Below are 25,715 nucleotides of genomic sequence, written 5' to 3' on the forward strand. Positions count from 1 at the left end.
TGAATCCATCAAGCAATAATCGGCTTTGTGCGCGCCCTTCTCCCGGCCGCCGCGCGCTTTGCAACGGTTGCTGCAACATCCATGCGCGGATGGCGACCAAGTGTCGGTTTCTTTATGCTTTTATTTAGGCTTGCGCGGTAAATCAAAGCGGATGATGGCTTCGCCGTTGCGCGTCACGCGCGGTGCGGGACGGAAGGCGTGGCCATAGATCACCTCGAAACTCAGGCCCAGCTTGCCATCGGAACGGCGCCTCTTTTCCAGCGCGTCCAGCATGCGCTGCCAGGCCGCCTTGCCCATCAGGCCGCGCCGGCGCGTGGTCAGCGGATTGCCGCCGAAGGCGCGCACGTCCGCCAGCAGTTTTTCCGCCGTGTCGTAGGTGACGGTGATGATTTCCATGTCCAGCACGGGCGTGGAAAAGCCCGTCTCGACGAGCATGTCGCCAAAGTCGTGCATGTCGACGAAGGGCAAGGCGTGCGGATAGAGATCCGCTTCGGCGAAGGCGTCGCGCACTTCGCGGAAGGTGTCGGGGCCGAAACAGGAAAACATCAGCAAGCCATCGAGGCGCAGCGCGCGCCGCCATTCGGCAAACACGCGGTCGGGCTGGGCATGCCAGTGCAGCGCCAGGTTGGACCACACGAGGTCGATGCTGCCCTGCGCCAGCGGCAGGTCGCCCAGGTCGCCGCACAATAAATCCACGCCCGCCTTGGCCGGCAAGAGTTTGCTGAGGAACTGGTTCAGACTGGCCAGTTTCGACGCGGGCGTGCGCGCCGCCTGCATCATCGCTTGCGCTGCATCGAGACCGATAATCTGCGCTGCGGGATAATCCTTTTGCAACTGCGCCAAATCCGCGCCGGGGCCGCAGCCCGCGTCGAGCACACGGTGCGGCGTGATTTTCACCAGCTCCAGGCGCTCGTGCATGCGTGCCGACACTTCGCGGCGCAGGAAGTCCGACGGCGCGACGCGCGCCGGACGGGAAAAGAAATCGCGTACTTGCACCGCATCGATGGGCGCACTCATTTTGGGCGGACTGGTGGGAACTGGCATGTTGAATCGGGTGAGGTGAGATAATGTCGGCAGTGTACATGGAACGACGCCATCGCGATGCGGACCGCCACCCGGCACCGCCTTGACGCCGCCTGGCAGGCGCTGCGCCTGTGGCTGGGCGCCACGGTGCTGCCGGCGCAATGCGCGCTGTGCGGCATGGGCTGCCCGGAAGTGCTGTGTTCGCCCTGCCGCGCCCAATATCTGACGCAAGGGCGCCCCCGCTGCCGCCAGTGCGCCAATCCGCTCGACGATGCGGCGCTGCTGTGCGGACGCTGTTTGCGCCAGCGGCCCGCGTATGACGCCACCGTCGCGGCGTTTGACTATGCGGCGCCCGTCGACCAGTTGCTGCTGCAGCTGAAATTCGGCGCGCGCCTGGCGCTGGCGCCCCTGTTGGCAGAACTGTTGTATGTTGCCATTCAGCAACAACAAGCGTGGGAAGCGCCGCAGCTGCTGTGTCCCGTGCCGCTGGGCCCGGCCCGGCTGGCCGAACGGGGTTTTAACCAGGCGCTGGAAGTTGCCCGTCCGCTGGCGCGCCTGCTGGACGTACCTTTACAGCCGCGCCTGGCGCTGCGCGTGCGCGAAACCCGGGCGCAAAGCGGCGTAGCGCCGCAGGAACGGCAAGCCAACCTGGCGCACGCGTTTGCCATCGCGCCCGAACATGGGGCCTTGTTGCAAGGATGCCATGTGGGCATCGTCGACGACGTGATGAGCAGCGGCCATACCGTCCACGCGCTGGCCACCGCCTGCAAGAGCGCAGGGGCGGCCAGGGTCAGCATCCTGGTCGTGGCGCGCACGCCGCCGCACTAGAACCGCATCAGATTCGCTATATATATGAGGAGAGCATTTTGTTTCACGTTGTTTTGGTAGAACCTGAAATCCCGCCCAATACGGGCAACGTCATCCGCCTGTGCGCGAACACGGGCGCGCAGCTGCACCTGGTCGAACCGCTGGGCTTTCCGCTCGACGATTCCAAGATGAAGCGCGCCGGCCTCGATTACCACGATTACGCCAACATGAAGGTGCACAAGAACTGGGCAGCGTTCCTGGCCGACACCCAGCCCGACCCGGCCCGCATGTTCGCCATGACGACGCGCGGCTCGCGCCCGTTCGGCGACGTGGCCTTCCTGCCGGGCGACGTGTTCGTGTTCGGTTCGGAAACAAAAGGCCTGGACCCGGCCCTGCGCGACGGCTTTCCGGCCGAGCAACGCATCCGCCTGCCGATGCGCCCAGACAACCGCAGCTTGAATCTGTCGAATACGGTGGCCGTCGTCGTGTATGAAGCGTGGCGCCAGCACGGATACGCCGGCGGCGCGTAGCTGACACCTCACCCAGTCTACTGCGCGGCGCACTTTGCGGCCGACGATGCTCGCGCTACTAAAGTAGCGCTGCGCTTCTCGGCCACAAATCATCGCCGCTCGCTACGACTGGATGAGATGTTGAGACTCCTGCAATCTCCCTTTACCGCTGCGCCAATTGCTGCGCCGCGCCGCTATTGTCGTCCAGCATCACCAGCTGCGTGCGCAGGTCGCGCGTGGCGGCCAGCTTGCCGTTCACGTACAGATTCGTCTTGACGCCATACACGCCTTGCGACACGCCGGCCGGCAAGGTCAGCTCGAACGAGTTTTCAAAGCGCCCGCCCGACTTGTTGCTGCTGGCCAAGGCTTTCGAACCGGACTTGAACGGCTGACCTTGCGGATCGAGCACCACCAGCTCTTCGCGCACGTCGTTGACGCTTTGCGCGCTGCCATTGACCAGCTCCACCACGGAATTGACCTTGAACGGCTGGCCGCGCTTGACGGTCGACGCGCTCAGTTGCGGCGTGTACGACACCACTTGCGGCTCGCGCGGCAGCGCGCCGCGCGTGCGGATGTAGTCGCGGTCCGCCTGCGCCGCCGTCTTGGTCTGGCGCGAATTGACATTGATGGCCAGGCAACCGGCCGCCGCCAGGCCGCCGCCGATGGCGGCCCCTTTCAGCGCGCCATTCTTGCCGCCCGCCAGCGCACCCAGCAATGCCCCCACGGCCGCGCCGGCCGCGGCCGTCGCGCCCACGCTGCACGGGTCCTCATCCGTGGCCGCTTGGGCGCCACCTTGCGGATAGGAACTGTCCTGCCGCACGCCGTTCGGATTCATCGGCGCCGTGGCGCAGCCGGCCAGCATGGCCGCGATGGTCAGCGCAGCGGCCGTCCGCAAGGTGGTGTGATTCAGCATGGTGACTCTCCAGATGACTAATTGATCGTTGTTTCCGTCTGCAGCACTTGCCGTTCGCGCTCGCGGATGCGGCGCGACAGATTGTCGATGCGCGCATTGCCCGGATCGACGCGGCGCGCGCTTTCCAGATACGTCTTGGCCGCATCGAACTTACCTTCCAGCAAAGAACGCTCGGCATCGCGCAAGAACGCTTGCGCCATCTCGCCGCGCATGGCCGCGCCGCTGTCGACGGGCGTCGTTTCCTGCGGGCGGCGCTCGGCCACCGCTGATCGTTCGACCGCGCGCGCGGGCGCCGGTTCCGTGGGCACGACGCGGGCCGGTGCCGTTTCCACCGGCGCCGGGACCGGTGCAGCGACGGACGCGGGCGCCGACAGCGCCTGCACATCAGCCCTCAACTGCGGCAATTCCGCCGCTTCGCGGTCGATGGCTTCCAGCCTGGCGATGCCATTGCCGGCCGCCGTCGCATCCTTGCCGTCCAGCGCCTGGCGCACGCCCACCAGCACGGACGCGGCTGCCGCTTGCTGGCGCGCCAGCTGCTTGCGCAGGGAATCCACGCTGGCAGCGCCCGCGCAATCGGCGTCGAGCGCGGCGATGCCCCTGGCCGCGCTTTGCAATTGATGGCCATCAATATGGCGTTCGATGGCGCGCACGCCCCGCTGGCAACTGCCCGATGCGGCGCCGGCCTTGCCGATCGCCGCCTGCAAATCGTCCGCCTTGGCGCTGGACTTGCCCGTGCACACATTCTTCGCCGTCGCCAGCTTTTGCCGGGCGCCATCCAGGCTGCCATTTGCCACCAGCTTCAAGCCGCTGTCGATGGCGTCGTTGCAAGCCGATTCATTCTTGCCGCCCGGCTTGCCATTCATGTAGACGATGACGGCCGCCAGCACGGCAGCGACGCCCAGCCAGCGCAGCCACTTGCGCGGCGGTGGCGGCGGCACCGGTGTTGCCGGGGCAGGCGCCGGTGGAAGCACAGGCGCGGGCACGGGCTTCGGCGCCGCTTGCGGCGGCGCCGGCTTGGCTGGCGGTACTGGCGCCGGCTTCGGCGGCGCTTTCGGCGCAGGCGCAGGCGTCACCGGCACGGGCGGCGGCTTGGGCGCAGGTGGCGGCGCTACCGGCGCAGGCGCAGGGACGGGCAGCGGCGGCGGCACGGCCGCGGCTGGCTTGGCAGCGTCCGCCATGGCGTGACCGCAGTACGGGCAATGGCTGACAACGGTCCACAGGCCCGTCTTGCATTTGTTGCAGATATCCAAAACTAATCCTTCATTCCAACGTCATTCCAGCGTTCACAAGGGCGGCGGCATCAACGGTGGCGGCGCGCCGAGGAACAAGGGCGCCAGTTCGGGGAACTGGGCCAGGTCGGCCCAGGCCGGCAAACCGGCGCGCCACACCTTGGTGGTGGCTGGCACAACCTGTCCCGCCTGCACGTACTGCACGATCTGCTGGGCCGTGAACGGTCCCTGCTGCTGGCCGTTGATGCCCAGGAAGTACTGGTATTCCACCAGCGGCGGCGGCATGCCGCCCAGCGTTGGCGGCGCCATGCCGAACGCGGCCGACGCCGGCGCAGGCGCCGCGCCGGCCGGACGCAGCAATTGCTCCAGGCGCCCCGCTTCCAGCATTTCCGGCTTGATTGCATACTTCAGGCGCGGCTGGCCGTCCGCTTCCGGTTCGCGCACTTCCCAGTCGTAGGCATCGCCGTCGGAATCGCCGATGACGTTGGCCCACTCCTTCAGCCGGCCCAGCAAGGCTTGCACCGTGCGGTCGAGCTCGTCGCTGGCCATGCCCTTGCGGCGTGCCGACTCGCGCAGGCGCGTGCCCACTTCGGCGGAAATGGCGCTGCCAAAGCCGATGTAGGGCAGCTGCGAGCCATCGGCTTGCGCCACCAGCTTGGGCGCATACACGCCCCGTTCATAGTATTTTGCCAGCGCCGCCATGGCCGCCGTCTGCACGGCATCAAGCGCCGTCAATTTTTCTTCGATGCGCAGGGCGATATTTTTCTCGTACGAGGCGGGCATGCCGTTCTGGCGGATGGCCCGTTCGTTGCCGATGCGGCGCAAGTCGCCCGGCTCGACGGCAAACTGGTACTGGCCCGGCGGCACGACTCTGCCCGTGTGGCGCGTCAGCACGCCCAGCATGATCGCTTGCAGGAATTCGCCGAAGTCTTCCGCCAGGCGCTTCATCTCGTCCGTGTTCGGCGCGATCGGGTGCGTGAATTGCGTTGGATCAATATGCGTGTGGGTCGGCGCCTTGTCGTTGTCGCCTTCCTTGCGGTAGCTGGTGCGCCAGCCTTCCAGGCCGCGCAGCACCGTCATCGGCACGCCGGCCAGTTCGCAATAGCAGACGGCGCGCCCGCGGATGCCCGTTTCGACGATTTCCAGCTGGCTCACCGTGATGCCCACCTGGGTCGGCACGCACGATTCGAGCTCGGCGCCGAACTTCGCCTTGAAGGCGGCCGCATTGGCCACGCCGATCACGCACTTGAACTGGTCCGACACGACCGTGAAGTCGCCCGCCATATTGGCGTCGATCCACGGCATGGAGCAGGCCAGCAGCTTGCGGAAGCGGTCCAGGCGTTCGGACACATCCATCTGTTCCAGCGCCTCGAACAACGGGTCGGGCGTGCTCGTCGCCCCTTCCGCCAGGCCGGCAGTAGCGATCATGTTTTCCGCCATGCGCGTGACCTTGGCCAGGATCAAGGCCCGTTGCGCCGGTTCGCCCAACATGGGGAACAGCGCTTTCGAGCCGCCCATGTCCTTGAACGCTTCATCGGCCCACTGGCGCAAGGTGGCCGCCGACGGCAGCGCGATGTCTTTTTCCGTGACGGGAATGACGATCAGGGTCGCGTGTTCCTTGTCCAGGTCCTTTTGCAGGATGGTATTGGCCGTTTTCAACTCCGTCAGCATGGCCAGCACGCCTTCGCGGCCCGATTGCAGCTCGCCCACCAGGCCATTCCACTGGGCGCGGCCTTGCGCATCGACGCCGACCCGGTTGCCCAGCCAGCGCGACAGCTCGCCCAGCAGGAGGACGGACTCGTCCGCCGCCTTGGCCCGTAAATGGAATTTCAGCGCATTCGCCATTTCCGTGCGTAAATGGTCCATCACCACGCCCGCCTGCTTTTCGCCATTGCTGAGGAAGCCGAAGGTGCTGCGCGTCTGTTCCAGGTTGTTCAACAGGCGCTCGTATTCGCGCGAGCGCACGGCTTCCTTGATTTCGCGGTAACGCTCGGCATTGTTGCCGATCTGCGCCGTCAAGCCGCTGCCCGGCGCCTCGATGCGGTCCTTGATCTGTTCCACCAGCGACAGCACGTATTCCAGGCCGCCGAATTCTTTATTATCAAGATAGCCATACAGCTGGTCGCGCACGACTTTCTTGACGTCTTCCAGCACTTCGCGGCGCCGCTTGCTGATGCGGTCTTCCGTCGTGTCGGCCGTGGAATCCTGGTCGCGCACGGCGTCGCGTTCCAAATGCTTCATGGCGTCGCGCACCTGCGCCGGCCATTCGCTGCGGTCGAAACCCGTGCGGATATCGTTGATGCGCGTGTTGACGCGGTTTTCCACGCCGGCCAGCAAGTGGCCGTGGCGGTCTTCCAGCAATTCGTCGACGACGCGGAAATCGATGAAGTCGCCGCTGGAGCGCTTCAGTTCGATGCTCTTGTCGGAAAACTCGGGGAAATCGCTGAACGGCGTGCCCTTCAGGAACATATTGGCGGCGAGGAAATTATCGCGTTGCGTATCCGTGGCCCGGTTGGCGCCCGCATCCGTGCCGCCCACGCCAAAGAACGCTTGCAGCATGGCGCCGGCCCAGCGGTGGGCCCGCTCGTCGCGCGCCGCTTCCTGGCGCGTATCGAGCACGGCCATGCCGAACGAGGAAAAGCGTTTCGAGAAATACAGGCGCATGTCGCCGAAGCGGTCTTGCGGCACGGGCGCGTTGTACAGCGAATTCTTGTGCTGCGCCTGGTTGACGGCGATCGAACGCTTGGCGCGCGCGAAGTCGGCCGAGGCGAAATCCTCGAACAGCGAATCGGCCACCATGTGGTAGACGTCGCTGACATCCTTGGTGTGCTGCTGGGCAAGGTTGCCCGAATCGATCAGGTAAACCTCGCTGTACGGCTCGCGCGTCAGTTCCGGACGGTCATACGCATCCCAGCGGCCCACATAGCCCTTGTTGCCCATCATCGCCGATTCCAGCTCCATCAGCGCCGCGTAGCCGTTGGCTTCGACCCGGTCCTTGTTGGCCTTGGTGTAGCCGGTCGGCAAGAACAGCATCAGCTCCACGTCGGCCGCGCCCACTTCGCTGCGCGCCAGCCAGCGCGCCAGCAAGCCCATGTCCAGGAAGGAACCGGAACCCGTGCCGCCTGCGACGGAGCCGACGATGACGATGCGGAAACGGTTCGTTTCCATGCGCAGACCCAGTTCGGCCAGCTGGCGCTCGTGCGACAAGCCCGCCTTCAAGGCTTTCAATTTCAGACGGATCTTGTCGCGGATCTTCGCGTACTTGTCGAAGAAATACAGGCGCGACACGGCGCGGATCTGGCCGGCGCCGCTGCTCATGTCGAAGCGCAATTCGCGGATGCGCTGCGGCGTCAGCGGCAGCCATTCCTTGATGTGGGGATATTTCTCCAGAGAATCTTCATCACGGCTGTACTTGTCCATGTCGAACGATTCGACCACCTTGTCGTCATCCGTGAACTTCACCTGGTCGAACTGCAAGTCCTTCGCCTGCGACTCGCCGCTTTCGATCACGGCGCCATTGTCGAGGTCGAAATGGATGAATTGCGCGATGGGAAAGTCCGCCAAGCCCTCGATGCGCGTGCGGTTGCCCGCGCCGCCCCACAGGGTATTGAGGATGCGCCGGCGCACGCGCATCAGCACTTGCATGCCCGTGCCGCCGATGCCGATGAACAGGGTCGGGCGCAGTTCGATGATCTTGTCCTGCTTGCGCTCGCTGGCGCCGCCGGTGATGGTTTGGTTCAGGTTCTCTGCCATGGTGATTCCTTCGATGATGCGTGCAACGGCGTGTTCTTAGCGGCGGCTGGAAGTAAAGGTCAACAAGAGTGCAACGAGGCCCACCAGCACCAGCGGGCCCATGAACAGTGGCGCAAGGAATTTATGCGCATTCACGGCAGCCAGCACGACGCCCGTCGCCAGGCTGGCCAGGAAGATGAACAGCCACCAGCCCGAGGCATTGGCCTTGTTCGGCGGCACGCGCTTGGCCACCAGGCCATTCGCATAGGCATTCTTGGCAAAGAAAAAGGCGATGAACAGCAGCAACAGCACCACGCCGCCGACCAGGGTGTCGCGCGACGAGGTATCGGTCGTGCCGGCAGCGTCAAACGCGGGCGCAGCTTCGGTCGTTGCGGTGGCGGCGCTGGCCGCAGCGGCGGCGTCCGCGGCGGGCGGCGCCGACGCCGGGGCCGTTACCGGGGCCGGCAAGGTGAAACCTGCGTTGTCTTTCGGAGTGTCTTGCGCCATGGTATGCCTCTATTGAATGGAAGGAATTTTTAAGGAATCTGTGTTCAGGCCAGGGTCAAGGCATGGCCTTCGGCCACGCGCACGACGGCCGGCTTGCCCAAGCCACGCTTGAGTTCGCCAATGTCGCGGCCGTCATCGTCGCGGATCTGCACGCTTTTAAATGGTTTTAATAACACTTGCCGCTGCACGCCGTCGGCCATCACCTTGTAGCGCGTGGCGCGCATGCCGACCAGGCCCAGCGCCAGCAAGCCCAGCACGAGCGCCAGCACGCCGCCGAGGATCACCAGCACGGGCAGCAGCGGATACTGTATGCGCACCAGCAGCGGTATCGTCGCCCGCGACGCGCGCACGCTGTCGGGCGGCGTAAACATGCCGGAAATCGGGTCGCCAGGGAACAGTTCCTGCAAATCCTTGCCGAAGCTGGACGCCAGCGCCAGCCGCTGTTCCGACAGGCCCACCTGCGCCTGCATCGGCAGCAGCACCTGCTTGCCCATGGCGGCGATCGCCTGCGCCGACCACGGCGACGGGATCTGCGCCATCGGCAGCGCGAACTGCACTTGCACGGACTGGCTGGCGCCCGGCTGCAACTGGCGGATTTGATCTGGCGCAACGTGCAAGGGCGCGTTCTGCCCGGCCAGGCTGGCGTGCACCCTGGCGCTGTCGATCACGTACGGGAAAAACATGTTTTGCAGGGAGGCCTGCAGCACCACTTGCGGCACCAGGTTCGCCGCATCGACGTCGAGCACGATGGTGCGCCCGTCGCGGCCCAGGCTGGCGTGCACGTTGGCGCTGTTCTTGACGGATTGCGGCACGATGCGCACGGCATCCTGGTCCACCGGTTTCAATCGCGCGGGCGGACGCGTCAGCACTTGCGACAGCCGCCCTTCGGCCAGGATGCGGTTCAAGGCCTCGGATGCAGGCTGGCCATACGCGAGCGCATACACCATCAAGCCCTTGGCGCTGTACAGCTTGCCCTGCACGGGCATGCGCAGCGGAAACACCACCGTCTTGGTGATCGACGGTTCCAGGTGCAGCAGGCGGTAAAAGTCGCGGTTGCGCTCGGCCGTCTGGCTATCGTTGTTCGGGCTGTTCTTGTTATTGGTAAAGATCCACACGATGCCGGACGCGGACTGGAACGGCCCCGTGATGGTTTTTGTCACGGCTTCCTGGAAATCCGTGTCGGCCAGCGCGCCGCCGGCGCCCTTGCGCGCCAGGCCCAGGCTGGCCAGCTGGCCCGCCACGCCGGCGCCGCCCTGCCCTTGTCCCAGCAGCGACGGCGACACGTGCGCGCCGCTGCTCTGGCTGAAGGCCAGGGTATACACTTTATCGGACGGGTTTGTGGCAGCCTGCGCCACGGCGCCCACCAGGGCTTTCAGCTGCGAGTGTTCATCCGTGTAAAACGGCTCCATCCAGCCCGAATTCTGCACGAGGAACGCTTGCTGGATGCCGGCGGCCTGCACGCTGGCGCTGGCGCTGGCGAAGGCGAGGAAGGCGGCGCCGGCCGCGATCAGGACGCGCGCTTTCATGCCTGCAAGGCCCAGCCATCGATACGCGACAGCAGCGGGTGGTAAGCCCACAGCGTACCTTCATGCACAAACAGGCGCACGCGCCACGGTTCGCTGACGGCAAAGGTATGGAACACGTTTTCGCGCAATTCGTCGTCCTGCACCAGCTGGGCCGCCAGGCGATCGTTCGAGCGCAGCACGCTCGACAGGCCGGCGCTGGTGGCAAACTTCACGCCGAAGACGCTGTTGCCCACACTCGATTCCAGCAGCGGCATGACGGCCTGGTTCTTGCCGCCGTCGTCGCCGTGTTCCGGCTCTTCCCACGGCGCCGTTTTCAGCTTGGTGGCGAAGCGGTAATTGAAGCTGCCCGAGCACAGGCGCGGCGCCAGCGCGTCGGCCCGTTCGGACTGCGCGCCCAGTTTCACGTAGACATAGGTGCCGCGGCTGCGCTCGAAGCACAGCTGCCACAGGCCGCCGTCGCGCGACACGTACGGGCTGCCGAATTCGAAATGCGGCACCAGCCCTTCGGGCCAGGGGGTGAACGAGGCGGCCACGTTGCCGTCCGGCTGCAATTGCAGGCGCAGCTGGCCGTTGGCGCAAGGCCACACGGCCATGCGGTTGTAGGCGACGGGCGCGCTGACGGCGCCCAGGTCAAACAGGCCGTCGAGCAGCACGTCGCTGCCCGGCTTTTGTTGCGCATCAAGGTTGACGAAGCGGAGGCGGCCATCGTCGTCGCGCAGCGGCGCCCACAGACGGTTCTGGAACCAGACGGGCGCGGCCGCGCACGGCGCGCCGCCCACGTGCTCGACCACATAGGTCAGCGACGGCACATCGGGACGGATGCAGGCCAGGCCATGGCTGGTCGGCAAGACCAGTACGCTATTGAACTCCGGCACCAGCTCGGCGCGCCAGGCGCCGTGGGCCAGGTCCGATTCGGCCAGCAAGCTGCCATAGTCGGGGTCCAGCGCCAGCCAGCGTTTCGAGGCGGGCAGCCAGGCGTGCAAGACGGCCTTGCGCGGGTCGAGCGCCAGCAGCGCGGGCGCGCTGGTGCCGAACTGGGCGGAAAAGAATTCGTATTCGCCGGGCGGCGGCATCGGCAGCGAGACATCGGCCTGCGCATGCTCTTCGCGCGCGCGCTGGTCCGCCAGTTTCAGGGGCGCGCTGGCCTGGCGCAAGCCGGCCGGGCCCGTTGGCGGCACGTCGCTGACGGGAGATGCGCCGTAGGGCGGCACCCAGGGCGGCGTGGCGGAGGTAGCAGGCGGCACTTGCAAGGCCGCGCCCGAGGCGGGGTCGAACGCGAATTCGGGCGGAAACTGGCGCACGGGCGCACCGGCGGCTGCGGGCAGGCGCCGCGCATGCATCAGCTTGCCGATATCGGCATGGCTCACCAAGGGCGAGACGTTCTGGCCATCCGCGCTGCGCTGCATGGTCCACGCGCCCTCGTCATCCACGTGCCAGGCGCCGGAAGGCAGTGGCCAATCCCCAGAAGTTTTATGATCCATTTATTTTCTATGACTAGCAATGCATTCAGACGGTGTAACGTGCTGGGGCTGTCGAAACAAAGTCGCAGCCCTGGCAGTTCTCATAGTAACGTCTTTTTATCTGTATGGAAACATTGACGAGCTTCCTCAGCCTTGCTGCGTCCGCACTTTCGTCAACAGCTTGGTGGTCGAGCGGTCATGCTCGAAATCGATGGCCACGGCCTGGCCGCCATACGCCAGCACGGCGCGGCCTTCGGGAATGGCCGCCATGTCATAGTCGCCGCCCTTGGCATAGATTTCCGGCGCGATATCCTGCACCACTTCCAGGGCGCTGTCTTCCGAGAACGGCACGACCAGGCTCACCGCTTCCAGCGCGGCCAGCACGGCCATGCGGTCTTCGCAGCTGTTCAGGGGACGGTCATCGCCCTTGCCCAGGCGTTTCACCGAGGCATCGGTATTCACGGCAACGATCAGCGAGGCGCCCAGTGCGCGCGCCTGGGCCAGGTAGGTCACGTGGCCGCGGTGCAAAATGTCGAACACGCCGTTCGTCACCACCACCGGTTTCGGCAGGGCTGCGGCGCGGGCGCGCAATTCGTCGCGTCCGCACAGTTTGTTTTCAAAATCAGGCATGGATATCTCTGGTTGGGTTAAATGGGGTCACGCCATGGTCGCACTCAGGCGTGGCTATCGCCTTGGATGCCGCCGGCATCCCGGCGCCAGGCATCGATCAGGGCCACGACGGCCGGTTCCAGGGTCTCTTCGGCGATGCGATCTTGCCGGTAATAAATCATCAGCGCATACACGCCGGCCAGGCGGCTGACGGGCGGCGACAGCGCATATTCGTTGCCGCGCGCTGGTTGCCTGGCACGCCAGTAATTGATCGCCGCTTCCAGCGCCTGCATCCGCAGTTCCATCGCCATCTCCCTTCGACGCCCGGTCCCGCATTATAGGGGGCGATCCGCTACAATACGCCATCGGCGCCACAGTTTCACGTTTGCGCCACCTTTCATTCATTGCAAGTAAGTACTTCCTGTGTTTCAATCAACCTATGACACTGACTGAACTGAAATATATCGTTGCAGTCGCGCGAGCGAAGCACTTCGGCCACGCCGCCGAAGCCTGCTTCGTTGCCCAGCCCACCCTGTCAGTGGCCATCAAGAAACTCGAAGACGAATTGGGCGTGGTCCTGTTCGAACGGGGCGGCGCGGAAATCTCCGTCACGCCCCTGGGCGCGCAGATCATTGCGCAAGCCGAGCGCGTGCTGGAACAGACGGCCGCCATCAAGGAACTCGCCAAGCAAAACAAGGACCCGCTGGCCGGCCCCCTGCGCCTGGGCGTGATCTACACGATCGGCCCCTACCTGCTGCCGCCCCTGGTCAAGGCCATGATAGACCAGGTACCGCAGATGCCCTTGATCTTGCAGGAAAACTTCACGGTTCGCCTGCTCGAATTGCTGCGCCAGGGCGAACTGGACGTGGCCATCATGGCCCTGCCCCTGCCCGAACACGGCATGGCCATGCAGGAACTGTATGACGAACCGTTCGTCGTGGCCATGCCGCGCCAGCATCCATGGACGGCGCGCGAGAAAATCGCCGCGCAAGACTTGAAATCGGAAACCATGCTGCTGCTGGGCAATGGCCACTGTTTCCGCGACCAGGTGCTGGAAGTGTGCCCCGAAATGGCGCGTTTTTCCTCGCCCGGCAATGGCATGCAGCGCACGTTTGAGGGTTCCTCGCTGGAAACCATCCGCCACATGGTGGCCAGCGGCATCGGCCTGACGGTCTTGCCGCGCGCCTCCGTCGCCAATATGCACGTCACCGACGGCATGCTCGAATACCGGCCCTTCGCCGCCCCCGTGCCCTCGCGCCGCGTGGTCATGCTGTGGCGCAAGAGTTTCACGCGCAAGGCCGCCATCGACGCCCTGTGCGCGGCCATCGCCAGCTGCAACTTGCCGGGCATTACGCCGCTGTGCGAGGATGAAGACTAGCGCCCCAGGCGCAAAATAGTACATTTACATACTATTTGCGATAATCGACCTTTCTCTTCAACAAGATCGAGTCTTCCATGAACAAGCTGGCGCTGTATTTCCGCCTGATACGGCTGGACAAGCCTATCGGTACCGTATTGCTGCTGTGGCCTACCCTGTGCGCGCTGTGGCTGGCGCAGCAGGGCGTGCCGGACTGGCGGCTGCTGCTCATCTTTACCCTCGGCACTTTCCTGATGCGCTCGGCAGGCTGCGCCATCAATGACTACGCCGACCAGGATATCGACAAATTCGTCAAGCGCACGGCCGAGCGCCCCATCACCAGCGGACGCATCAGCGGCAAGGAAGCGCTGGCCGTGGCCGGCGTGCTGACCGTGCTGGCCTTTTGCCTGATCCTGCCCTTGAATGCGCTGACCAAGCAGCTGTCCGTGGCCGCCGTCATCATCGCCGGCACCTATCCCTATTTCAAGCGATTCTTTGCGATTCCGCAAGCGTATCTCGGCATCGCCTTCGGCTTCGGCATTCCCATGGGCTTTGCCGCCATCACGGATGCCGTGCCCGCCGTCGCCTGGCTGCTGCTGCTGGGCAATGTCTTCTGGGCCGTGGCCTACGATACGGAATACGCGATGGTCGACCGCGACGATGACTTGAAAATCGGCATCAAGACCTCGGCCATCACCTTCGGCCGCTACGACGTGGCCATCGTCATGGCCTGCTATGCCGTTTTCCTGCTGCTGTGGCTGGCATGCGGCTGGTATCTGGGCTTGCGTTACTGGTTCGTCGCGGGCTTGCTGGTGGCGGCCGGCTGCGCCGTTTATCACTACACCTTGATCCGCGCACGCGAGCGTATGCCGTGTTTTGCGGCATTCCGGCATAATAACTGGCTAGGAGCGGCGGTATTTGCGGGCGTGGTACTGGACTTTGCTTTCCGTTAAGCAATGACCCTTGCGCCGCGGCAGCCCTTGAGGCGGCGCAAGACAAGCCTGGCCGCAGCTGCCTACACTGGTATTTCACTGTGCAGTTTCACTTCCATGAGGTAATACATGAGCTCGATACATACCGGAAAATCCAGCAGCGACAGCATCCTCGCCGACGCCGACAAGGCTCGCGACAAACTGGTCGGCGACTTGAAGACCGTCATCGATGAAGCAGAAGGCTGGCTCGATGGCGCCAAGGATCAGACGGGCGAGAATGTCAAAGCCGTCAAGGACAAGTTCATCGCCACCCTGGAAACGGCCAAGAAAGACTTGATCAAGCTGGAAGAAGACTTGCTCGAACGGACCAAGAAGGCGGCCAAGGCCACCGACGAATACGTGCAGGACAATCCCTGGAAAGCCGTGGGCGCGGGCGCCGTCGTCGGCGTGCTGTTCGGTCTGCTGCTTTCCTCGTCGCGCCGCTAGATTGTAACGACGCGGTACCGACGGCGCAGGCCGTCACCTGACGCGAAAGGCAGCATATGGCTATCGTGCACCATGTCGCCCAAGTCGCAGCGACCCTCGCCGCCATCGTCCAGACCCGTCTGGCCCTGGCGGCCGTGGAAATGGAAGAAGAGTCGTTGCGCTTCCTGTCCTATCTGGCGCTGGCCATGCTGGCACTGTTGTGCCTGTTTGTCGGCCTCGTCTTGATCGTGTTCCTCGTCATCGTGCTGTTCTGGGATACGCACCGCATCGCCGCCATCGCCATCACGGCCGCCGTCTTCATCGTCGCCGCCATCGCCACCCTGCTGGGCGTGCGCGCCAGTTTCCGCAGCAAGCCGAAACTGCTTTCTTTTACACTTTCCGAACTGAACAAAGACCTGGACGAGCTGCAATTGCTGGCGCGCCGGGGATCGGAGCGGCCATGACCACGCACCCCACCAAATTGTCCAGCGTCCACACGGCCGCCAGCCTGGCGCAGCGGCGCGACGCGCTGCTGGCCGAATGCGCGCTGCAGCGCCTGGCCCTGGGCGTGCAGACGCGCCAGTTGCTGGAACCGCTGACGGGCGGCAATCTGCGCCACACCCTGGCCACGCGTTTCAAAATTCCCCTGATGGTGGGCGGCGCCGTGCTGGGCCTGGCGCTGGTGCGTCCGCGCCGCATCCTGCCGCTGCTGCGGGCCAGCGGCGCGCTGCTCAAGCACGCCGCCACCGCCATGCCCGTCCTGCTGGCGCTGGTGCAACGTTTCAGCAAGAAAGAAACGCCGTCATAAAATATTTTGACCTGGCTGCATCCAAATGGCAGACCCATGCGTAGTAATGGTATCAACCAGCCGGTTGAGCCAACTACCAGGAGTTCGCCATGCTTGCCTTCACCGCCCCACGCCACGCCGTTCCCGCCCTCGCTGTGCTGGGCGCCGCCCTGCTGCTGAGCGCTTGCGCCCCCATGAGCGCGCGCTATTCGCAAGAACAATTACCGAACGCCGTCAAGGTGCCCGATGGCCACCAGGTGGCCATGCAGACCGTGGGCGTGGGCAAGATCGCCTACGAATGCAAGGCCAAGAAAGACATGACGGGCCATGAATGGGTTTTCGTGGGACCGGACGCGGCCTTGAACGACCGCAGCGGCATGCAGGTGGGCACGTATGTCGGTCCACCGGCCACCTGGGCCAACCTGGACGGCTCGAAAGTGACGGCGACGCAAGTGGCCGTGGCGCCGGCCGGCGCGGGCAATATCCCGTACCAGCTGGTGAAGGCCAATCCGGCCACGGGCAGCGGCGCCATGCAGGGCGTCAGCTACATCCAGCGCGTGGCCACCAGCGGCGGCGTGGCGCCAAGCAGCCCCTGCGGCATGGAAAGCATCGGCGCCAAACAATGGGTGCCCTACCAGGCCGACTATATCTTCTGGAAAGCCGCCTAAATCAGTGAAAGCGACGGTTGGCAAGCGGGTTTCTAGCCTATACTCAGCCTTGAAAACTTGCTAACCGTTTACTCTTGACGATTGCACCGACCTTGCCAACGCTAGCCACTCCGTTCGATTACGATGCCGCCCTGCGCGCCTGCGCCAGGGGCGAGCAGCAGGCATTGCACGGCCTGTACCAGCAGGAAAGCCGCTACCTGCTGGGCGTGGCCCTGCGCATCGTGCGCCAGCGGGCCCTGGCCGAAGACGTGCTGCACGACGCCTTCCTGAATATCTGGCGCCGCGCCGGCAGTTTCGACGCCACGCGCGGCAGCGGCAAGGGCTGGATCTATGTGGTGGTGCGGCACCAGGCGCTGGACGTGGCGCGCGCCCGCGCCCATGAAGTACCGGCCGACGAGGATACCGTGGAAACCCTGCTGCACGAACGCCACAGCCACGATGCGGGCGAGGCCTATGCCGACCAGGCGAACCTGGGCAAGCTGCACGATTGCCTCGGCCACCTGGACGAATCGAAGCGCAACAGCATCCTGTACGCCTACGTCGATGGCTGTTCCCACAGCGAAATCGCGCAGCGCCTGCAAGCGCCGCTGGGAACCGTCAAGGCCTGGGTCAAGCGGGGCCTGGCCGCCTTGCGGGAGTGCATGGGATGAACAACAGCGACGAGGAATTGCACAGGCTGGCCAGCGAATACGTGCTGGGCACATTGGAACTGGCCGAACGGGCGGAAGTGGAACAGCGCTTGCCGCGCGACGCAGCCTTGCGCGACGCCGTCGAAGCCTGGGAACGGCGTCTGCTGCCCTTGACGACCCTGGCGCCGCCCGAAACGCCCTCGGCGCAACTGTGGCCGCGCATCAGCGCCAGCCTGTTGACGCCTTCGGCCGTGCGGCAGGCGGGCGGCTGGCAAGCGTGGTGGAACAGCCTGGCCTTCTGGAGAATACTGGCGGGCGGCGGCTTGGCGGCCACGGCCGCGCTGGCCGTGCTGGTCAGCGTGCAACTGCAAACACCCAGCGGACCTGGCTACCTGGTGGTGCTGGTGGCGCCGCAAGACAAATCGCCGGGCTGGATCGTGCAGGCGGGCGGACGCGGCGGCAAGAACCGCGACCTGAGCCTGATCCCGCTGGGACCGACGGCCGTGCCGCAGCAAAAGGCCCTGCAATTCTGGACCAAGGGCAAGGACTGGGGCGCACCCGTCTCGCTGGGCCTGGTCAAGCCGGGGCAAAGTCTCAAGTTGACATTGGACAAGCTGCCGCCGCTGCAGCCGGAGCAACTGTTTGAAATCACCTTGGAACCGGCAACGGGCTCGCCCACGGGCCGGCCGACGGGACCGGTTTTATACATCGGCCGCGCCGTCAAGGTGATCTAATTACTTCGACAGCTCATCACCCATCTCGCGCCCCCGCTGTGCGGCCGCCTTGATGCCCTTGACGATGGCCGCCTTCACGCCGCTCTCTTCCATGCTGGTGAGCGCCGCATACGTCGTGCCGCCCTTCGACGTGACCCGCTCGCGCAGCAAGGACACGGGTTCGCTGGAATTGGCCGCCAGCTGCGCCGCGCCCGTAAACGTGGCAATCGCCAGCTGCGTGCCCTGCTCCGGCGTCAGGCCCAGCTCGGCGGCCGCCTGCTGCATCGCTTCGATAAAGTAAAACACATAGGCGGGACCGCTGCCGGACACGGCCGTCACAGGGTCGATCTTCGCTTCGTCATCGAGCCAGACGGTCTGGCCGACGGCATGCAGGATGGCGTCCGCCGTCTTCTTTTGCTCATCGCTCACGCCGCTGCTGGCCACCATGCCCGTGATGCCCATGCCGATCAGGGCTGGCGTGTTCGGCATGCAGCGCACGATGGCGCGGTAATCGCCGAGCCAGCGCGACAGGTCGGCCGCGCGGATGCCGGCCGCGATCGACAGGATCAATGGCGCCTTGTTTCCGTCGAGGAAGGGCAGCAACTGCGCCGCCACCTCGCGCATGCTTTGCGGTTTCACGGCCAGCACGATCACGTCCACGCCGCGCAGCGCGTCGCCGGCGGCGGAAGCCGTCGTCACGCCGAATTGCGCCTGCAGTTTTTCCAGCGCGGGCGCATGCGGGTCGATCACGTGGATGTTGCCGCCCAGGGTCAATTTACCCGCCAGGCCGGCGATCAGGGCCGCCGCCATGTTGCCGCCGCCCACAAAGGCGATATTCAATTCTGTCGTCATGGCTATGCTTTCTATCAATCAGTTAAGAGTAAGTGCGGGAACCAAAGATGGCGCTGCCCACGCGCACGATGGTGGCGCCTTCCAGCACGGCGGCGCGCAAGTCGGCCGACATGCCCATCGACAAGGTATCGAGCGCCAGGCCGTCCGCCTTCAATTGGTCGTACAGCACGCGCAACTGCGCAAAGGCGGCGCGCTGCAGGTTGACATCCGTTTCCGGCTCGGGAATGGCCATCAGGCCGCGCAGGCGCAAACGGGGCAGTTGCGCCACGGCATGCGCCAGCGCTGGCAAGTCAGCCGGCGTCACGCCGCTCTTGCTGGCCTCGCCGCTGATATTGACTTGCAGGCAGATATTCAAGTCCGGCAAGCCGGCCGGGCGCTGCTCGGACAGGCGGGCGGCGATCTTTTCCCGTTCCACCGTATGCACCCAGTCGAAATGTTCGGCGATGGGGCGCGTCTTGTTGCTCTGGATGGGGCCGATGAAATGCCAGACGGGTGCGCCTTGCGGCAGCGCAAGCTTGACGGCGTTAATCTTGTCGAGCGCTTCCTGCAGGTAATTTTCGCCAAACGCCGCCTGGCCCGCGCGCATGGCTGCCAGCACGGCGTCCGCGCCGAAGGTTTTTGACACGGCCAGCAGGGTCACGTCACCAGGGGCGCGCCGCGCGTCTGCGGCGGCCTGCGCAATACTGTCGCGCACGGCTTGCAAGTTCTGTTCGATTGTGGACATAATCATTTTCTAGTGTATAGGGGCGGCGGCACGGTGCGCCAGCCCATCAATGCAGGCACAGGGATTATAAATGGACATCTCCGAACTACTCGCTTTCTCCGTCAGCAACAAGGCTTCCGACCTGCACCTGTCTTCCGGCCTGCCGCCGATGATACGGGTCAATGGCGACGTGCGCCGTCTGAACGTGGCGCCGCTCGAGCACAAGGAAGTGCACAGCATGATCTACGACATCATGAACGACAGCCAGCGCAAGGCGTATGAAGAAGCGCTGGAATGCGATTTTTCGTTCGAGATTCCCGGCCTGGCGCGCTTCCGCGTCAACGCCTACAACCAGGAACGGGGCGCCTCGGCCGTGCTGCGCACGATTCCGTCGAAGGTGCTGACCCTGGAAGACCTCAACGCGCCGCGCATCTTCGGCGAGCTGGCCATGCGCCCGCGGGGACTCGTGCTGGTGACGGGCCCGACGGGTTCCGGCAAGTCGACCACCCTGGCGGCCATGGTGAACCACGTCAACGAGCGCCTGAACCACCATATATTGACCATCGAAGACCCGATCGAATTCGTGCATGAACCGAAGAAATGCCTGATCAACCAGCGCGAAGTGGGTTCGCACACGCATTCGTTCAGCAATGCGCTGCGCTCGGCCCTGCGCGAAGACCCGGACGTGATTTTGGTGGGCGAATTGCGCGACCTGGAAACCATCCGCCTGGCCTTGACGGCGGCCGAGACGGGCCACCTCGTGTTCGGCACCCTGCACACCTCGTCGGCGGCGAAGTCGATCGACCGCATCATCGACGTCTTCCCCGCCGAGGAAAAGGAAATGGTGCGCGCCATGTTGTCCGAATCCTTGCAAGCCGTCATTTCGCAAAACTTGCTGAAAACCAAGGATGGCGCGGGCCGCGTGGCCGCGCATGAAATCATGCTGGCCACGCCGGCCGTGCGCAATCTGATCCGCGAAGCGAAAGTAGCGCAAATGTATTCGGCCATCCAGACGGGCAGCAATGTGGGCATGCAAACCCTGGACCAGTGCCTCACCGACCTGGTGCGGCGCGGCACGATCTCGGCGGAAACGGCCCGCTCGGCCGCCAAGTCCCCTGAAAACTTCCCCGGATAAGCCATGCAGACGACGCACGAACACTATGGCGCCATGCATGCGCTGCTGGCGCAGATGCGCGCACGGGGCGGCTCGGACCTGTTCATCACGGCCGGCTTTCCCGCCGCCATCAAGCTCGACGGTAAACTGACGCCGCTGGCTGGCGGCGCGCTTGACGCGGCCCAGGCGGCCGGCTACGTGCGCGCCGTCATGAACGCGCGCCAGGCGGCCGAGTTCGAGTCCAGCCGCGAAGCCAATTTCGCCATCAGCCCGGAGGGGCTCGGACGTTTCCGCGTATCCGCCTTCGTGCAGATGGGCCAGGCAGGCATGGTCTTGCGGTTGATCAATACCGCCATCCCCAGCCTCGCTGGCCTTGGCTTGCCCGCCATTCTGCAAGACATCGTGATGAGCAAGCGGGGCCTCGTCATCATGGTGGGCGCCACGGGCTGCGGCAAGTCGACCACCCTGGCGGCCATGGTAGGCCACCGCAACGCCCACAGCCACGGCCACATCATCACCATCGAAGACCCCGTGGAATTTATCCATCCGCACGGCAACTGCATCGTCACCCAGCGCGAAGTGGGCGTCGATACGGACGACTGGGCCACGGCCCTGAAAAACACCCTGCGCCAGGCGCCCGACGTGATACAGATCGGCGAAATCCGCGACCGCGATACCATGGACCACGCCATCGCGTTTGCCGAGACGGGCCATCTGTGCCTGGCGACCTTGCACGCGAACAACGCCAACCAGGCGCTGGACCGCATCATCAATTTCTTCCCCGAAGAGCGGCGCCAGCAGTTGCTGATGGACCTGTCGCTGAATTTGAAGGGCATGATTTCGCAGCGGCTGATCCCCAACAAGGATGGCGGCGGGCGCCAGGCGGCGCTGGAAATCCTGCTCAATTCGCCGCTGATGAGCGACCTGATCTTCAAGGGCCAGGTGCACGAGATCAAGGAATTGATGAAAAAATCGCGCGAGCATGGCATGCAGACTTTCGACCAGGCCCTGTTCGACCTGCACGAGGCGGGCGCCATCAGCTATGAAGACGCGCTGCGCAATGCGGATTCCGTCAACGACCTGCGCCTGACGATCAAGCTCAAGGGCGCAACGGCGCCGGAACCGGCCCCGCAGGCGGGCGCCACCAAACTGGGACTCCTCTGACATGACCAGCATCCACGATTTCCAGGCCGAGGCGCTGGACGGCACGCCGGTCGACCTGGCGCGCTACAAGGGCAAGGTATTGCTGATCGTTAATACGGCCAGCGCCTGCGGCTTCACGCCCCAATACCAGGGGCTCGAAACGCTGTACCGCGAATTCCACGACCAGGGCCTGGTCGTGCTGGGTTTCCCCTGCAATCAATTCCGCCAGCAGGAACCGGGCTCGAACGAGGAAATTGGCGCCTTTTGCGAAAAAAACTTCGGCGTCACCTTTCCCCTGTTTGCCAAGGTCGACGTGAATGGCCCGCATACCCATCCCGTCTTTGCCCAATTAAAACAGGCGGCGCCCGGCATATTGGGCACGCAATCGATCAAATGGAATTTCACCAAGTTTTTGGTGCGCAAGGATGGCAGCGTATTTCGCCGCTACGCGACGGCCAGCAAGCCGGCCAGCCTGGCGGACGACATACGGCAATTGCTACAAGAGTAGAAGCGCAATACTTTGACTTAAGACAACAATCATGCGAAATCAATAAAACTGTATTTATTTCATGCTTGATATCAATATTGTGTTTCAAATAGCAAATATCGGTGATAATGTTTACATAATTATTCGCAGATATCGATCATAAAACGATGCCAGTCTTTGGGAAAATATTATCTTCATGGATGCGGATGGGCAGTTATTCCCGCCTCTTCATCCCTATTACCTTCCTGATACTCGCCGTTTCCGCCTTTCGCTATCACGCCCTGCTCGGGACGGAAACGGCGCTGGCCAATGCCCGCTACCAGAGCGAAGCCCGGCAACTCGACCTGTTCCTGGCCAATAGCGTGCTGCCGCTGGCCGTGCATACGGACCGGCATGCGATGCACGACAGCGTGCGGCAAGTGCTGCGCAGCGCCCTGCCGCTGAACCGCAGCCTCGCCGCCATGCGCTGGGATACGGCTGGCGCGCATGTCGAAGTGCTGGCCGACAACAAGCTGACCGACACGCTGGCCGACGGCGTGCCGGCGTGGTTTGCACGCCTGGCGGGCATGGCGGCCATCCGCAGCCGCCTGACGGTGGCGCTGCCGGATGGCGGCGACGGCATCCTCGACGTGCATTACACGCCCGGCCTGCCCCTGGCGCAGGTATGGCAACGGGTGCGCGGGCAAGCCGTCCTCAGCACCATCAACATCGTCCTCGTCTTCCTCCTGCTGGGCCTGATCCTGGCGTCGCACCGCAAGCTGCTGGCGCGGCTCGTGCAGGCGACGGACCGCTTCCGCGATGGCAACTTCGCCGTGCGCCTGGCGGCCGGCGCCACGCCCGAAGCGCAAGCCGTGTCGCAGTCGTTCAACGGCATGGCCGGCGATATCGAAGAATTGCTGACCTCGCTGAAGACCAGCCAGCGCCAGCTGGGCGAACAGTTGAACGAAACCGTGCACATGCAGCAGGCGCTGCAAAAGCTGTCATGGCAAAACTACAATGACGTGCTGACGGGATTGCCCAACCGCGCCGCGCTGGCCGCCCGCTTCGAACAGGAGCTGTTCCTGGCGCGCGAACGCCAGCGCCTGCTGGCCGTCTGCCTGTTCGACCTCGACCATTTCCAGGCCATCAACGACCGCTACGGCGCCGAAGCGGGCGATGAAATCCTCAAGCAGGTGGCCGGCCGCCTGCACGGCTTTACGGGCCAGATCCACTACGCGGCGCGCCTGGGCGGCGATGAATTCGTCCTGCTGCTGTGCGGCCAGGCCAGCATCGCCAGCATCGAACAGAACATCACGCAATTGCTGCAGGAACTGAGCCGCCCCTACCAGGGCGACCAGCAGGCGCTGCACGTGACGGCCAGCGTCGGCATCGCCGTCTACGCGGGCAAGGACTTGAATACGGAAAGCCTGCTGCGCCACGCCGACCACGCCGTCTACCAGGCGAAACTGACGGGGCGCAACCAGTACCACTTCTTCGACACCAACCTCGATGAAGAAGTGCGCACCCACCACAACCAGCGCACGGAAGTGCGCCAGGCCCTGATCAATGGCGAACTGCGGCTGTACTACCAGCCCAAGGTGAACATGCGCGCCGGCACGGTGGTGGGCATGGAAGCGCTGCTGCGCTGGCAGCACCCGCGCCGCGGCGTGCTGGCGCCCGCGCAATTCCTGCCGCTGGTGGAACAGACGGATTTGATCATCGACATCGGCGAATGGGTGCTGCGCCAGGCCCTGTGGCAGATGCAGCGCTGGGTCGCTTGCGGCAAGCACTGGGTCGTCAGCGTGAATATCGCGGCGCGCCACTTCCAGCAACCGGACTTCGTCTCGCGCCTGGAAACCATTCTCGGCGAATTTCCCGGCGTGCGCGCCAGCATGCTGGAACTGGAAATCCTCGAATCGTCGGCCCTGCACGACATCGAAGACGTGCGCCGCATCATCCGCGCCTGCCAGGCGCTGGGCATCACCTTCGCGCTCGACGATTTCGGCACCGGCTACTCCTCGATGTCATACCTGAAACGCCTGCCGGCGAATATCGTCAAGATCGACCAGAGCTTCGTGCGCAACATGCTCAACGACCGCGACGACCTGCACCTGGTGCGCGCCGTCATCGGCCTGGCCCGCTCCTTCAGCTTGACGGTGATCGCCGAAGGCGTGGAAAGCGTCGAGCATGGCGCCCGATTGATCCAGCTGGGCTGCGACCTGGCGCAAGGCTACGGCATCGCCCGGCCCATGCCGGCCGACGCCGTGCTGGAGTGGGCGAACAATTTCATCCCGGCGCCGCAGTGGCGCATCGCCCAATACAGCGAAGTGCCTATTTGACCGGGGTCAAGGCGGAGTCGATCAGTTCGATCCAGTGCCGCACGGGCGTCTCCGTGCCCGACTGCAGGTGGCTCAGGCAGCCGATATTCGCCGACACGATCATCTCCGGCTCACACGCTTCCAGGTTCGCCACCTTGTTGTCGCGCAACTGTTGCGACAGTGCCGGCTGCAGGATCGAATACGTGCCCGCCGAACCGCAGCACAGATGGCTGTCGGCGCACAGGCGCACGTCGACGCCGACGGCGCGCAGCACCTGCTCCACCTTGCCGCGCACCTGCTGGCCGTGCTGCAGCGTGCACGGCGGGTGGTACGCCACCCGCTTGCCGATGCGCCCTTGCAGCAGCGCAACCAGTTCCGCTTCAAACGCGGGCATGATCTCGGACAAGTCGCGCGTCAATGCCGCGATGCGCCGCGCCTTGTCCGCATAGCGGGCGTCGTGCGCCAGCAGATGGCCATATTCCTTCACCGTGGCGCCGCAGCCGGAGGCCGTCATGACGATGGCTTCCGCGCTGTCCACGCAGTCGACGTAGGGCCACCAGGCGTCGATATTGCGGCGCATGTCGTCCAGCGCCGCTTCCTGGTCGTTCAAGTGATGGCGCAGCGCGCCGCAGCAGCCCGCCTTCGGCGCGACGATCAGCTGCACGCCCAGGGCGTCGAGCACGCGCGCCGTGGCCGCGTTGATGTTCGGCGACATGGCCGGCTGCACGCAGCCGTCGAGCAGCAGCATGGTGCGCGCATGCCGGCGCGCGGGCCATGCCCCGGCGGCTGCGCCCGGGCGCAGCTTGTCCTGCAAGCCTTTCGACAGCAACGGCCGCAGCGCCTGCCCCGCCTTGTACACGGGCGTAAACAGCCAGCGGCGCGGCAAGGCTTCCTTCAGGGCGAAGCGCAGCGCCCGTTCGCGCAAGGGGCGCTGCACGCGCTGTTCGACGACGTTGCGGCCGATGTCGACCAGGCGCCCGTACTGCACCCCGGACGGACAGGTCGATTCGCAGTTGCGGCAGGTCAGACAGCGGTCCAGGTGCGTCTGCGTCTTGGCCGTGACGGGCGCGCCTTCGAGCACTTGCTTGATCAGGTAGATGCGTCCACGGGGGCCATCGAGTTCATCGCCCAGCAACTGGTAGGTGGGACAGGTGGCCGTGCAAAAGCCGCAATGCACGCAGGCGCGCAGGATGGCTTCGGCTTCGTCGCCTGCCGGCGTATTCTTGATGAAATCGGCGAGATTGGTTTGCATG

At 64.6% G+C, this 25,715-nt stretch carries 26 protein-coding genes; 14 read left to right on the forward strand and 12 right to left on the reverse strand.

What is annotated here, in order from left to right; genetic code table 11:
- Positions 1-120 precede the first annotated feature (120 nt).
- Entirely contained in the window at positions 121-1,017 is an 897-nt protein-coding gene (locus O3301_RS24615; RefSeq protein WP_305057757.1) for a methyltransferase domain-containing protein, read from the reverse strand.
- 84 nt (positions 1,018-1,101) lie between these two features.
- Between O3301_RS24615 and O3301_RS24620 the strand changes: the two genes are divergently transcribed.
- Positions 1,102-1,851 carry a ComF family protein gene (locus O3301_RS24620; RefSeq protein WP_289906849.1) on the forward strand — a complete coding sequence of 250 codons (750 nt, stop codon included), beginning with the start codon at positions 1,102-1,104 and terminating at the stop codon, positions 1,849-1,851.
- A gap of 38 nt (positions 1,852-1,889) precedes the next feature.
- Positions 1,890-2,360, forward strand: a complete 471-nt coding sequence (trmL, locus tag O3301_RS24625; protein WP_099665463.1) for a tRNA (uridine(34)/cytosine(34)/5-carboxymethylaminomethyluridine(34)-2'-O)-methyltransferase TrmL — start codon at positions 1,890-1,892, stop codon at positions 2,358-2,360.
- 142 nt (positions 2,361-2,502) lie between these two features.
- Here the strand turns inward: trmL and O3301_RS24630 are convergent, their stop codons facing one another.
- The 8 genes from O3301_RS24630 to O3301_RS24665 all read right to left on the reverse strand — a co-directional run bounded on the left by O3301_RS24630 (position 2,503) and on the right by O3301_RS24665 (position 12,620).
- A complete protein-coding gene (locus tag O3301_RS24630) occupies positions 2,503-3,252 on the reverse strand; it encodes a hypothetical protein (protein WP_099665464.1) in 750 nt (249 codons plus the stop codon).
- Positions 3,253-3,269: 17 nt separating this feature from the next.
- Positions 3,270-4,502, reverse strand: a complete 1,233-nt coding sequence (locus tag O3301_RS24635) for a hypothetical protein (RefSeq protein WP_305057758.1) — start codon at positions 4,500-4,502, stop codon at positions 3,270-3,272.
- 33 nt (positions 4,503-4,535) lie between these two features.
- Positions 4,536-8,234 (reverse strand): tubulin-like doman-containing protein, encoded by a 3,699-nt coding sequence (locus tag O3301_RS24640; RefSeq protein WP_305057759.1) that lies wholly within the window; start codon positions 8,232-8,234, stop codon positions 4,536-4,538.
- 36 nt (positions 8,235-8,270) lie between these two features.
- Complete coding sequence (locus O3301_RS24645; RefSeq protein WP_289906843.1) at positions 8,271-8,720, reverse strand: hypothetical protein; 450 nt, start codon at positions 8,718-8,720, stop codon at positions 8,271-8,273.
- Positions 8,721-8,764: 44 nt separating this feature from the next.
- The gene (locus O3301_RS24650) at positions 8,765-10,246 is read right to left on the reverse strand and encodes a hypothetical protein (RefSeq protein ID WP_305057760.1); all 1,482 of its coding nucleotides are present in this window, start codon (positions 10,244-10,246) and stop codon (positions 8,765-8,767) included.
- Positions 10,243-11,727, reverse strand: a complete 1,485-nt coding sequence (locus O3301_RS24655) for a hypothetical protein (RefSeq protein WP_305057761.1) — start codon at positions 11,725-11,727, stop codon at positions 10,243-10,245. Before O3301_RS24655 ends, O3301_RS24650 begins: the two co-directional genes overlap by 4 nt.
- Positions 11,728-11,853: 126 nt before the next feature.
- Positions 11,854-12,336: a D-glycero-beta-D-manno-heptose 1-phosphate adenylyltransferase gene (rfaE2, locus tag O3301_RS24660; protein ID WP_289900394.1), complete on the reverse strand. Its 483-nt coding sequence runs from the start codon at positions 12,334-12,336 to the stop codon at positions 11,854-11,856.
- 44 nt (positions 12,337-12,380) lie between these two features.
- Positions 12,381-12,620 carry a DUF3717 domain-containing protein gene (locus O3301_RS24665; protein ID WP_077399697.1) on the reverse strand — a complete coding sequence of 80 codons (240 nt, stop codon included), beginning with the start codon at positions 12,618-12,620 and terminating at the stop codon, positions 12,381-12,383.
- Between the two features lie 134 nt (positions 12,621-12,754).
- On the opposite strand from O3301_RS24665, the gene O3301_RS24670 reads away from it, so the two are divergent.
- From O3301_RS24670 to O3301_RS24705, 8 genes are all read left to right on the forward strand, one after another.
- The gene (locus O3301_RS24670) at positions 12,755-13,693 is read left to right on the forward strand and encodes a hydrogen peroxide-inducible genes activator (RefSeq protein WP_305057762.1); all 939 of its coding nucleotides are present in this window, start codon (positions 12,755-12,757) and stop codon (positions 13,691-13,693) included.
- Between the two features lie 77 nt (positions 13,694-13,770).
- Positions 13,771-14,625 carry a 4-hydroxybenzoate octaprenyltransferase gene (gene ubiA / locus O3301_RS24675; RefSeq protein ID WP_034784859.1) on the forward strand — a complete coding sequence of 285 codons (855 nt, stop codon included), beginning with the start codon at positions 13,771-13,773 and terminating at the stop codon, positions 14,623-14,625.
- Positions 14,626-14,733: 108 nt separating this feature from the next.
- Positions 14,734-15,090 (forward strand): DUF883 family protein, encoded by a 357-nt coding sequence (locus O3301_RS24680; RefSeq protein ID WP_099665471.1) that lies wholly within the window; start codon positions 14,734-14,736, stop codon positions 15,088-15,090.
- A gap of 56 nt (positions 15,091-15,146) precedes the next feature.
- Positions 15,147-15,533: a phage holin family protein gene (locus O3301_RS24685; protein WP_046683403.1), complete on the forward strand. Its 387-nt coding sequence runs from the start codon at positions 15,147-15,149 to the stop codon at positions 15,531-15,533.
- Positions 15,530-15,877 carry a hypothetical protein gene (locus O3301_RS24690; RefSeq protein WP_305057763.1) on the forward strand — a complete coding sequence of 116 codons (348 nt, stop codon included), beginning with the start codon at positions 15,530-15,532 and terminating at the stop codon, positions 15,875-15,877. Before O3301_RS24685 ends, O3301_RS24690 begins: the two co-directional genes overlap by 4 nt.
- A gap of 89 nt (positions 15,878-15,966) precedes the next feature.
- On the forward strand, positions 15,967-16,524 hold the full coding sequence (locus tag O3301_RS24695; RefSeq protein ID WP_099665472.1) for a DUF3455 domain-containing protein: 558 nt from the start codon (positions 15,967-15,969) through the stop codon (positions 16,522-16,524).
- Between the two features lie 74 nt (positions 16,525-16,598).
- Positions 16,599-17,174 carry a sigma-70 family RNA polymerase sigma factor gene (locus tag O3301_RS24700; RefSeq protein ID WP_305057764.1) on the forward strand — a complete coding sequence of 192 codons (576 nt, stop codon included), beginning with the start codon at positions 16,599-16,601 and terminating at the stop codon, positions 17,172-17,174.
- A complete protein-coding gene (locus tag O3301_RS24705; RefSeq protein ID WP_305057765.1) occupies positions 17,171-17,887 on the forward strand; it encodes an anti-sigma factor domain-containing protein in 717 nt (238 codons plus the stop codon). Before O3301_RS24700 ends, O3301_RS24705 begins: the two co-directional genes overlap by 4 nt.
- Here O3301_RS24705 and proC read toward each other — a convergent pair whose 3' ends face one another.
- Entirely contained in the window at positions 17,888-18,718 is an 831-nt protein-coding gene (gene proC / locus O3301_RS24710; protein ID WP_305057766.1) for a pyrroline-5-carboxylate reductase, read from the reverse strand.
- Between the two features lie 22 nt (positions 18,719-18,740).
- Entirely contained in the window at positions 18,741-19,442 is a 702-nt protein-coding gene (locus O3301_RS24715) for a YggS family pyridoxal phosphate-dependent enzyme (protein WP_305057767.1), read from the reverse strand.
- 70 nt (positions 19,443-19,512) lie between these two features.
- On the opposite strand from O3301_RS24715, the gene O3301_RS24720 reads away from it, so the two are divergent.
- From O3301_RS24720 to O3301_RS24735, 4 genes are all read left to right on the forward strand, one after another.
- The gene (locus O3301_RS24720; protein ID WP_289913621.1) at positions 19,513-20,556 is read left to right on the forward strand and encodes a type IV pilus twitching motility protein PilT; all 1,044 of its coding nucleotides are present in this window, start codon (positions 19,513-19,515) and stop codon (positions 20,554-20,556) included.
- Between the two features lie 3 nt (positions 20,557-20,559).
- Positions 20,560-21,699: a PilT/PilU family type 4a pilus ATPase gene (locus tag O3301_RS24725; RefSeq protein WP_180278624.1), complete on the forward strand. Its 1,140-nt coding sequence runs from the start codon at positions 20,560-20,562 to the stop codon at positions 21,697-21,699.
- A 1-nt stretch (position 21,700) separates the two neighbouring features.
- Positions 21,701-22,186, forward strand: coding sequence for a glutathione peroxidase (locus tag O3301_RS24730; RefSeq protein WP_305057768.1), 486 nt, complete (start codon positions 21,701-21,703; stop codon positions 22,184-22,186).
- A gap of 185 nt (positions 22,187-22,371) precedes the next feature.
- On the forward strand, positions 22,372-24,483 hold the full coding sequence (locus O3301_RS24735; RefSeq protein ID WP_099665478.1) for a bifunctional diguanylate cyclase/phosphodiesterase: 2,112 nt from the start codon (positions 22,372-22,374) through the stop codon (positions 24,481-24,483).
- Here O3301_RS24735 and glcF read toward each other — a convergent pair.
- Entirely contained in the window at positions 24,476-25,714 is a 1,239-nt protein-coding gene (gene glcF / locus O3301_RS24740; RefSeq protein ID WP_305057769.1) for a glycolate oxidase subunit GlcF, read from the reverse strand. The genes O3301_RS24735 and glcF overlap by 8 nt on opposite strands.
- Position 25,715 lies beyond the last annotated feature (1 nt).

This window comes from Janthinobacterium sp. SUN211, assembly GCF_030587315.1.
In the GTDB taxonomy this organism is placed as follows: domain Bacteria; phylum Pseudomonadota; class Gammaproteobacteria; order Burkholderiales; family Burkholderiaceae_D; genus Janthinobacterium; species Janthinobacterium kumbetense.

Excerpts from the sequence above, each read along its gene's own strand:
- O3301_RS24615 (WP_305057757.1), bottom strand. The coding sequence starts at position 1,017 with ATGAGTGCGCCCATCGATGCGGTGCAAGTACGCGATTTCTTTTCCCGT.
- O3301_RS24620 (WP_289906849.1), top strand. The coding sequence starts at position 1,102 with ATGCGGACCGCCACCCGGCACCGCCTTGACGCCGCCTGGCAGGCGCTG.
- O3301_RS24630 (WP_099665464.1), bottom strand. The coding sequence starts at position 3,252 with ATGCTGAATCACACCACCTTGCGGACGGCCGCTGCGCTGACCATCGCG.
- O3301_RS24640 (WP_305057759.1), bottom strand. The coding sequence starts at position 8,234 with ATGGCAGAGAACCTGAACCAAACCATCACCGGCGGCGCCAGCGAGCGC.
- O3301_RS24645 (WP_289906843.1), bottom strand. The coding sequence starts at position 8,720 with ATGGCGCAAGACACTCCGAAAGACAACGCAGGTTTCACCTTGCCGGCC.
- O3301_RS24650 (WP_305057760.1), bottom strand. The coding sequence starts at position 10,246 with ATGAAAGCGCGCGTCCTGATCGCGGCCGGCGCCGCCTTCCTCGCCTTC.
- O3301_RS24655 (WP_305057761.1), bottom strand. The coding sequence starts at position 11,727 with ATGGATCATAAAACTTCTGGGGATTGGCCACTGCCTTCCGGCGCCTGG.
- rfaE2 (WP_289900394.1), bottom strand. The coding sequence starts at position 12,336 with ATGCCTGATTTTGAAAACAAACTGTGCGGACGCGACGAATTGCGCGCC.
- O3301_RS24665 (WP_077399697.1), bottom strand. The coding sequence starts at position 12,620 with ATGGAACTGCGGATGCAGGCGCTGGAAGCGGCGATCAATTACTGGCGT.
- O3301_RS24670 (WP_305057762.1), top strand. The coding sequence starts at position 12,755 with ATGACACTGACTGAACTGAAATATATCGTTGCAGTCGCGCGAGCGAAG.
- ubiA (WP_034784859.1), top strand. The coding sequence starts at position 13,771 with ATGAACAAGCTGGCGCTGTATTTCCGCCTGATACGGCTGGACAAGCCT.
- O3301_RS24680 (WP_099665471.1), top strand. The coding sequence starts at position 14,734 with ATGAGCTCGATACATACCGGAAAATCCAGCAGCGACAGCATCCTCGCC.
- O3301_RS24685 (WP_046683403.1), top strand. The coding sequence starts at position 15,147 with ATGGCTATCGTGCACCATGTCGCCCAAGTCGCAGCGACCCTCGCCGCC.
- O3301_RS24690 (WP_305057763.1), top strand. The coding sequence starts at position 15,530 with ATGACCACGCACCCCACCAAATTGTCCAGCGTCCACACGGCCGCCAGC.
- O3301_RS24695 (WP_099665472.1), top strand. The coding sequence starts at position 15,967 with ATGCTTGCCTTCACCGCCCCACGCCACGCCGTTCCCGCCCTCGCTGTG.
- O3301_RS24705 (WP_305057765.1), top strand. The coding sequence starts at position 17,171 with ATGAACAACAGCGACGAGGAATTGCACAGGCTGGCCAGCGAATACGTG.
- proC (WP_305057766.1), bottom strand. The coding sequence starts at position 18,718 with ATGACGACAGAATTGAATATCGCCTTTGTGGGCGGCGGCAACATGGCG.
- O3301_RS24715 (WP_305057767.1), bottom strand. The coding sequence starts at position 19,442 with ATGTCCACAATCGAACAGAACTTGCAAGCCGTGCGCGACAGTATTGCG.
- O3301_RS24720 (WP_289913621.1), top strand. The coding sequence starts at position 19,513 with ATGGACATCTCCGAACTACTCGCTTTCTCCGTCAGCAACAAGGCTTCC.
- O3301_RS24725 (WP_180278624.1), top strand. The coding sequence starts at position 20,560 with ATGCAGACGACGCACGAACACTATGGCGCCATGCATGCGCTGCTGGCG.
- O3301_RS24730 (WP_305057768.1), top strand. The coding sequence starts at position 21,701 with ATGACCAGCATCCACGATTTCCAGGCCGAGGCGCTGGACGGCACGCCG.
- O3301_RS24735 (WP_099665478.1), top strand. The coding sequence starts at position 22,372 with ATGGGCAGTTATTCCCGCCTCTTCATCCCTATTACCTTCCTGATACTC.
- glcF (WP_305057769.1), bottom strand. The coding sequence starts at position 25,714 with ATGCAAACCAATCTCGCCGATTTCATCAAGAATACGCCGGCAGGCGAC.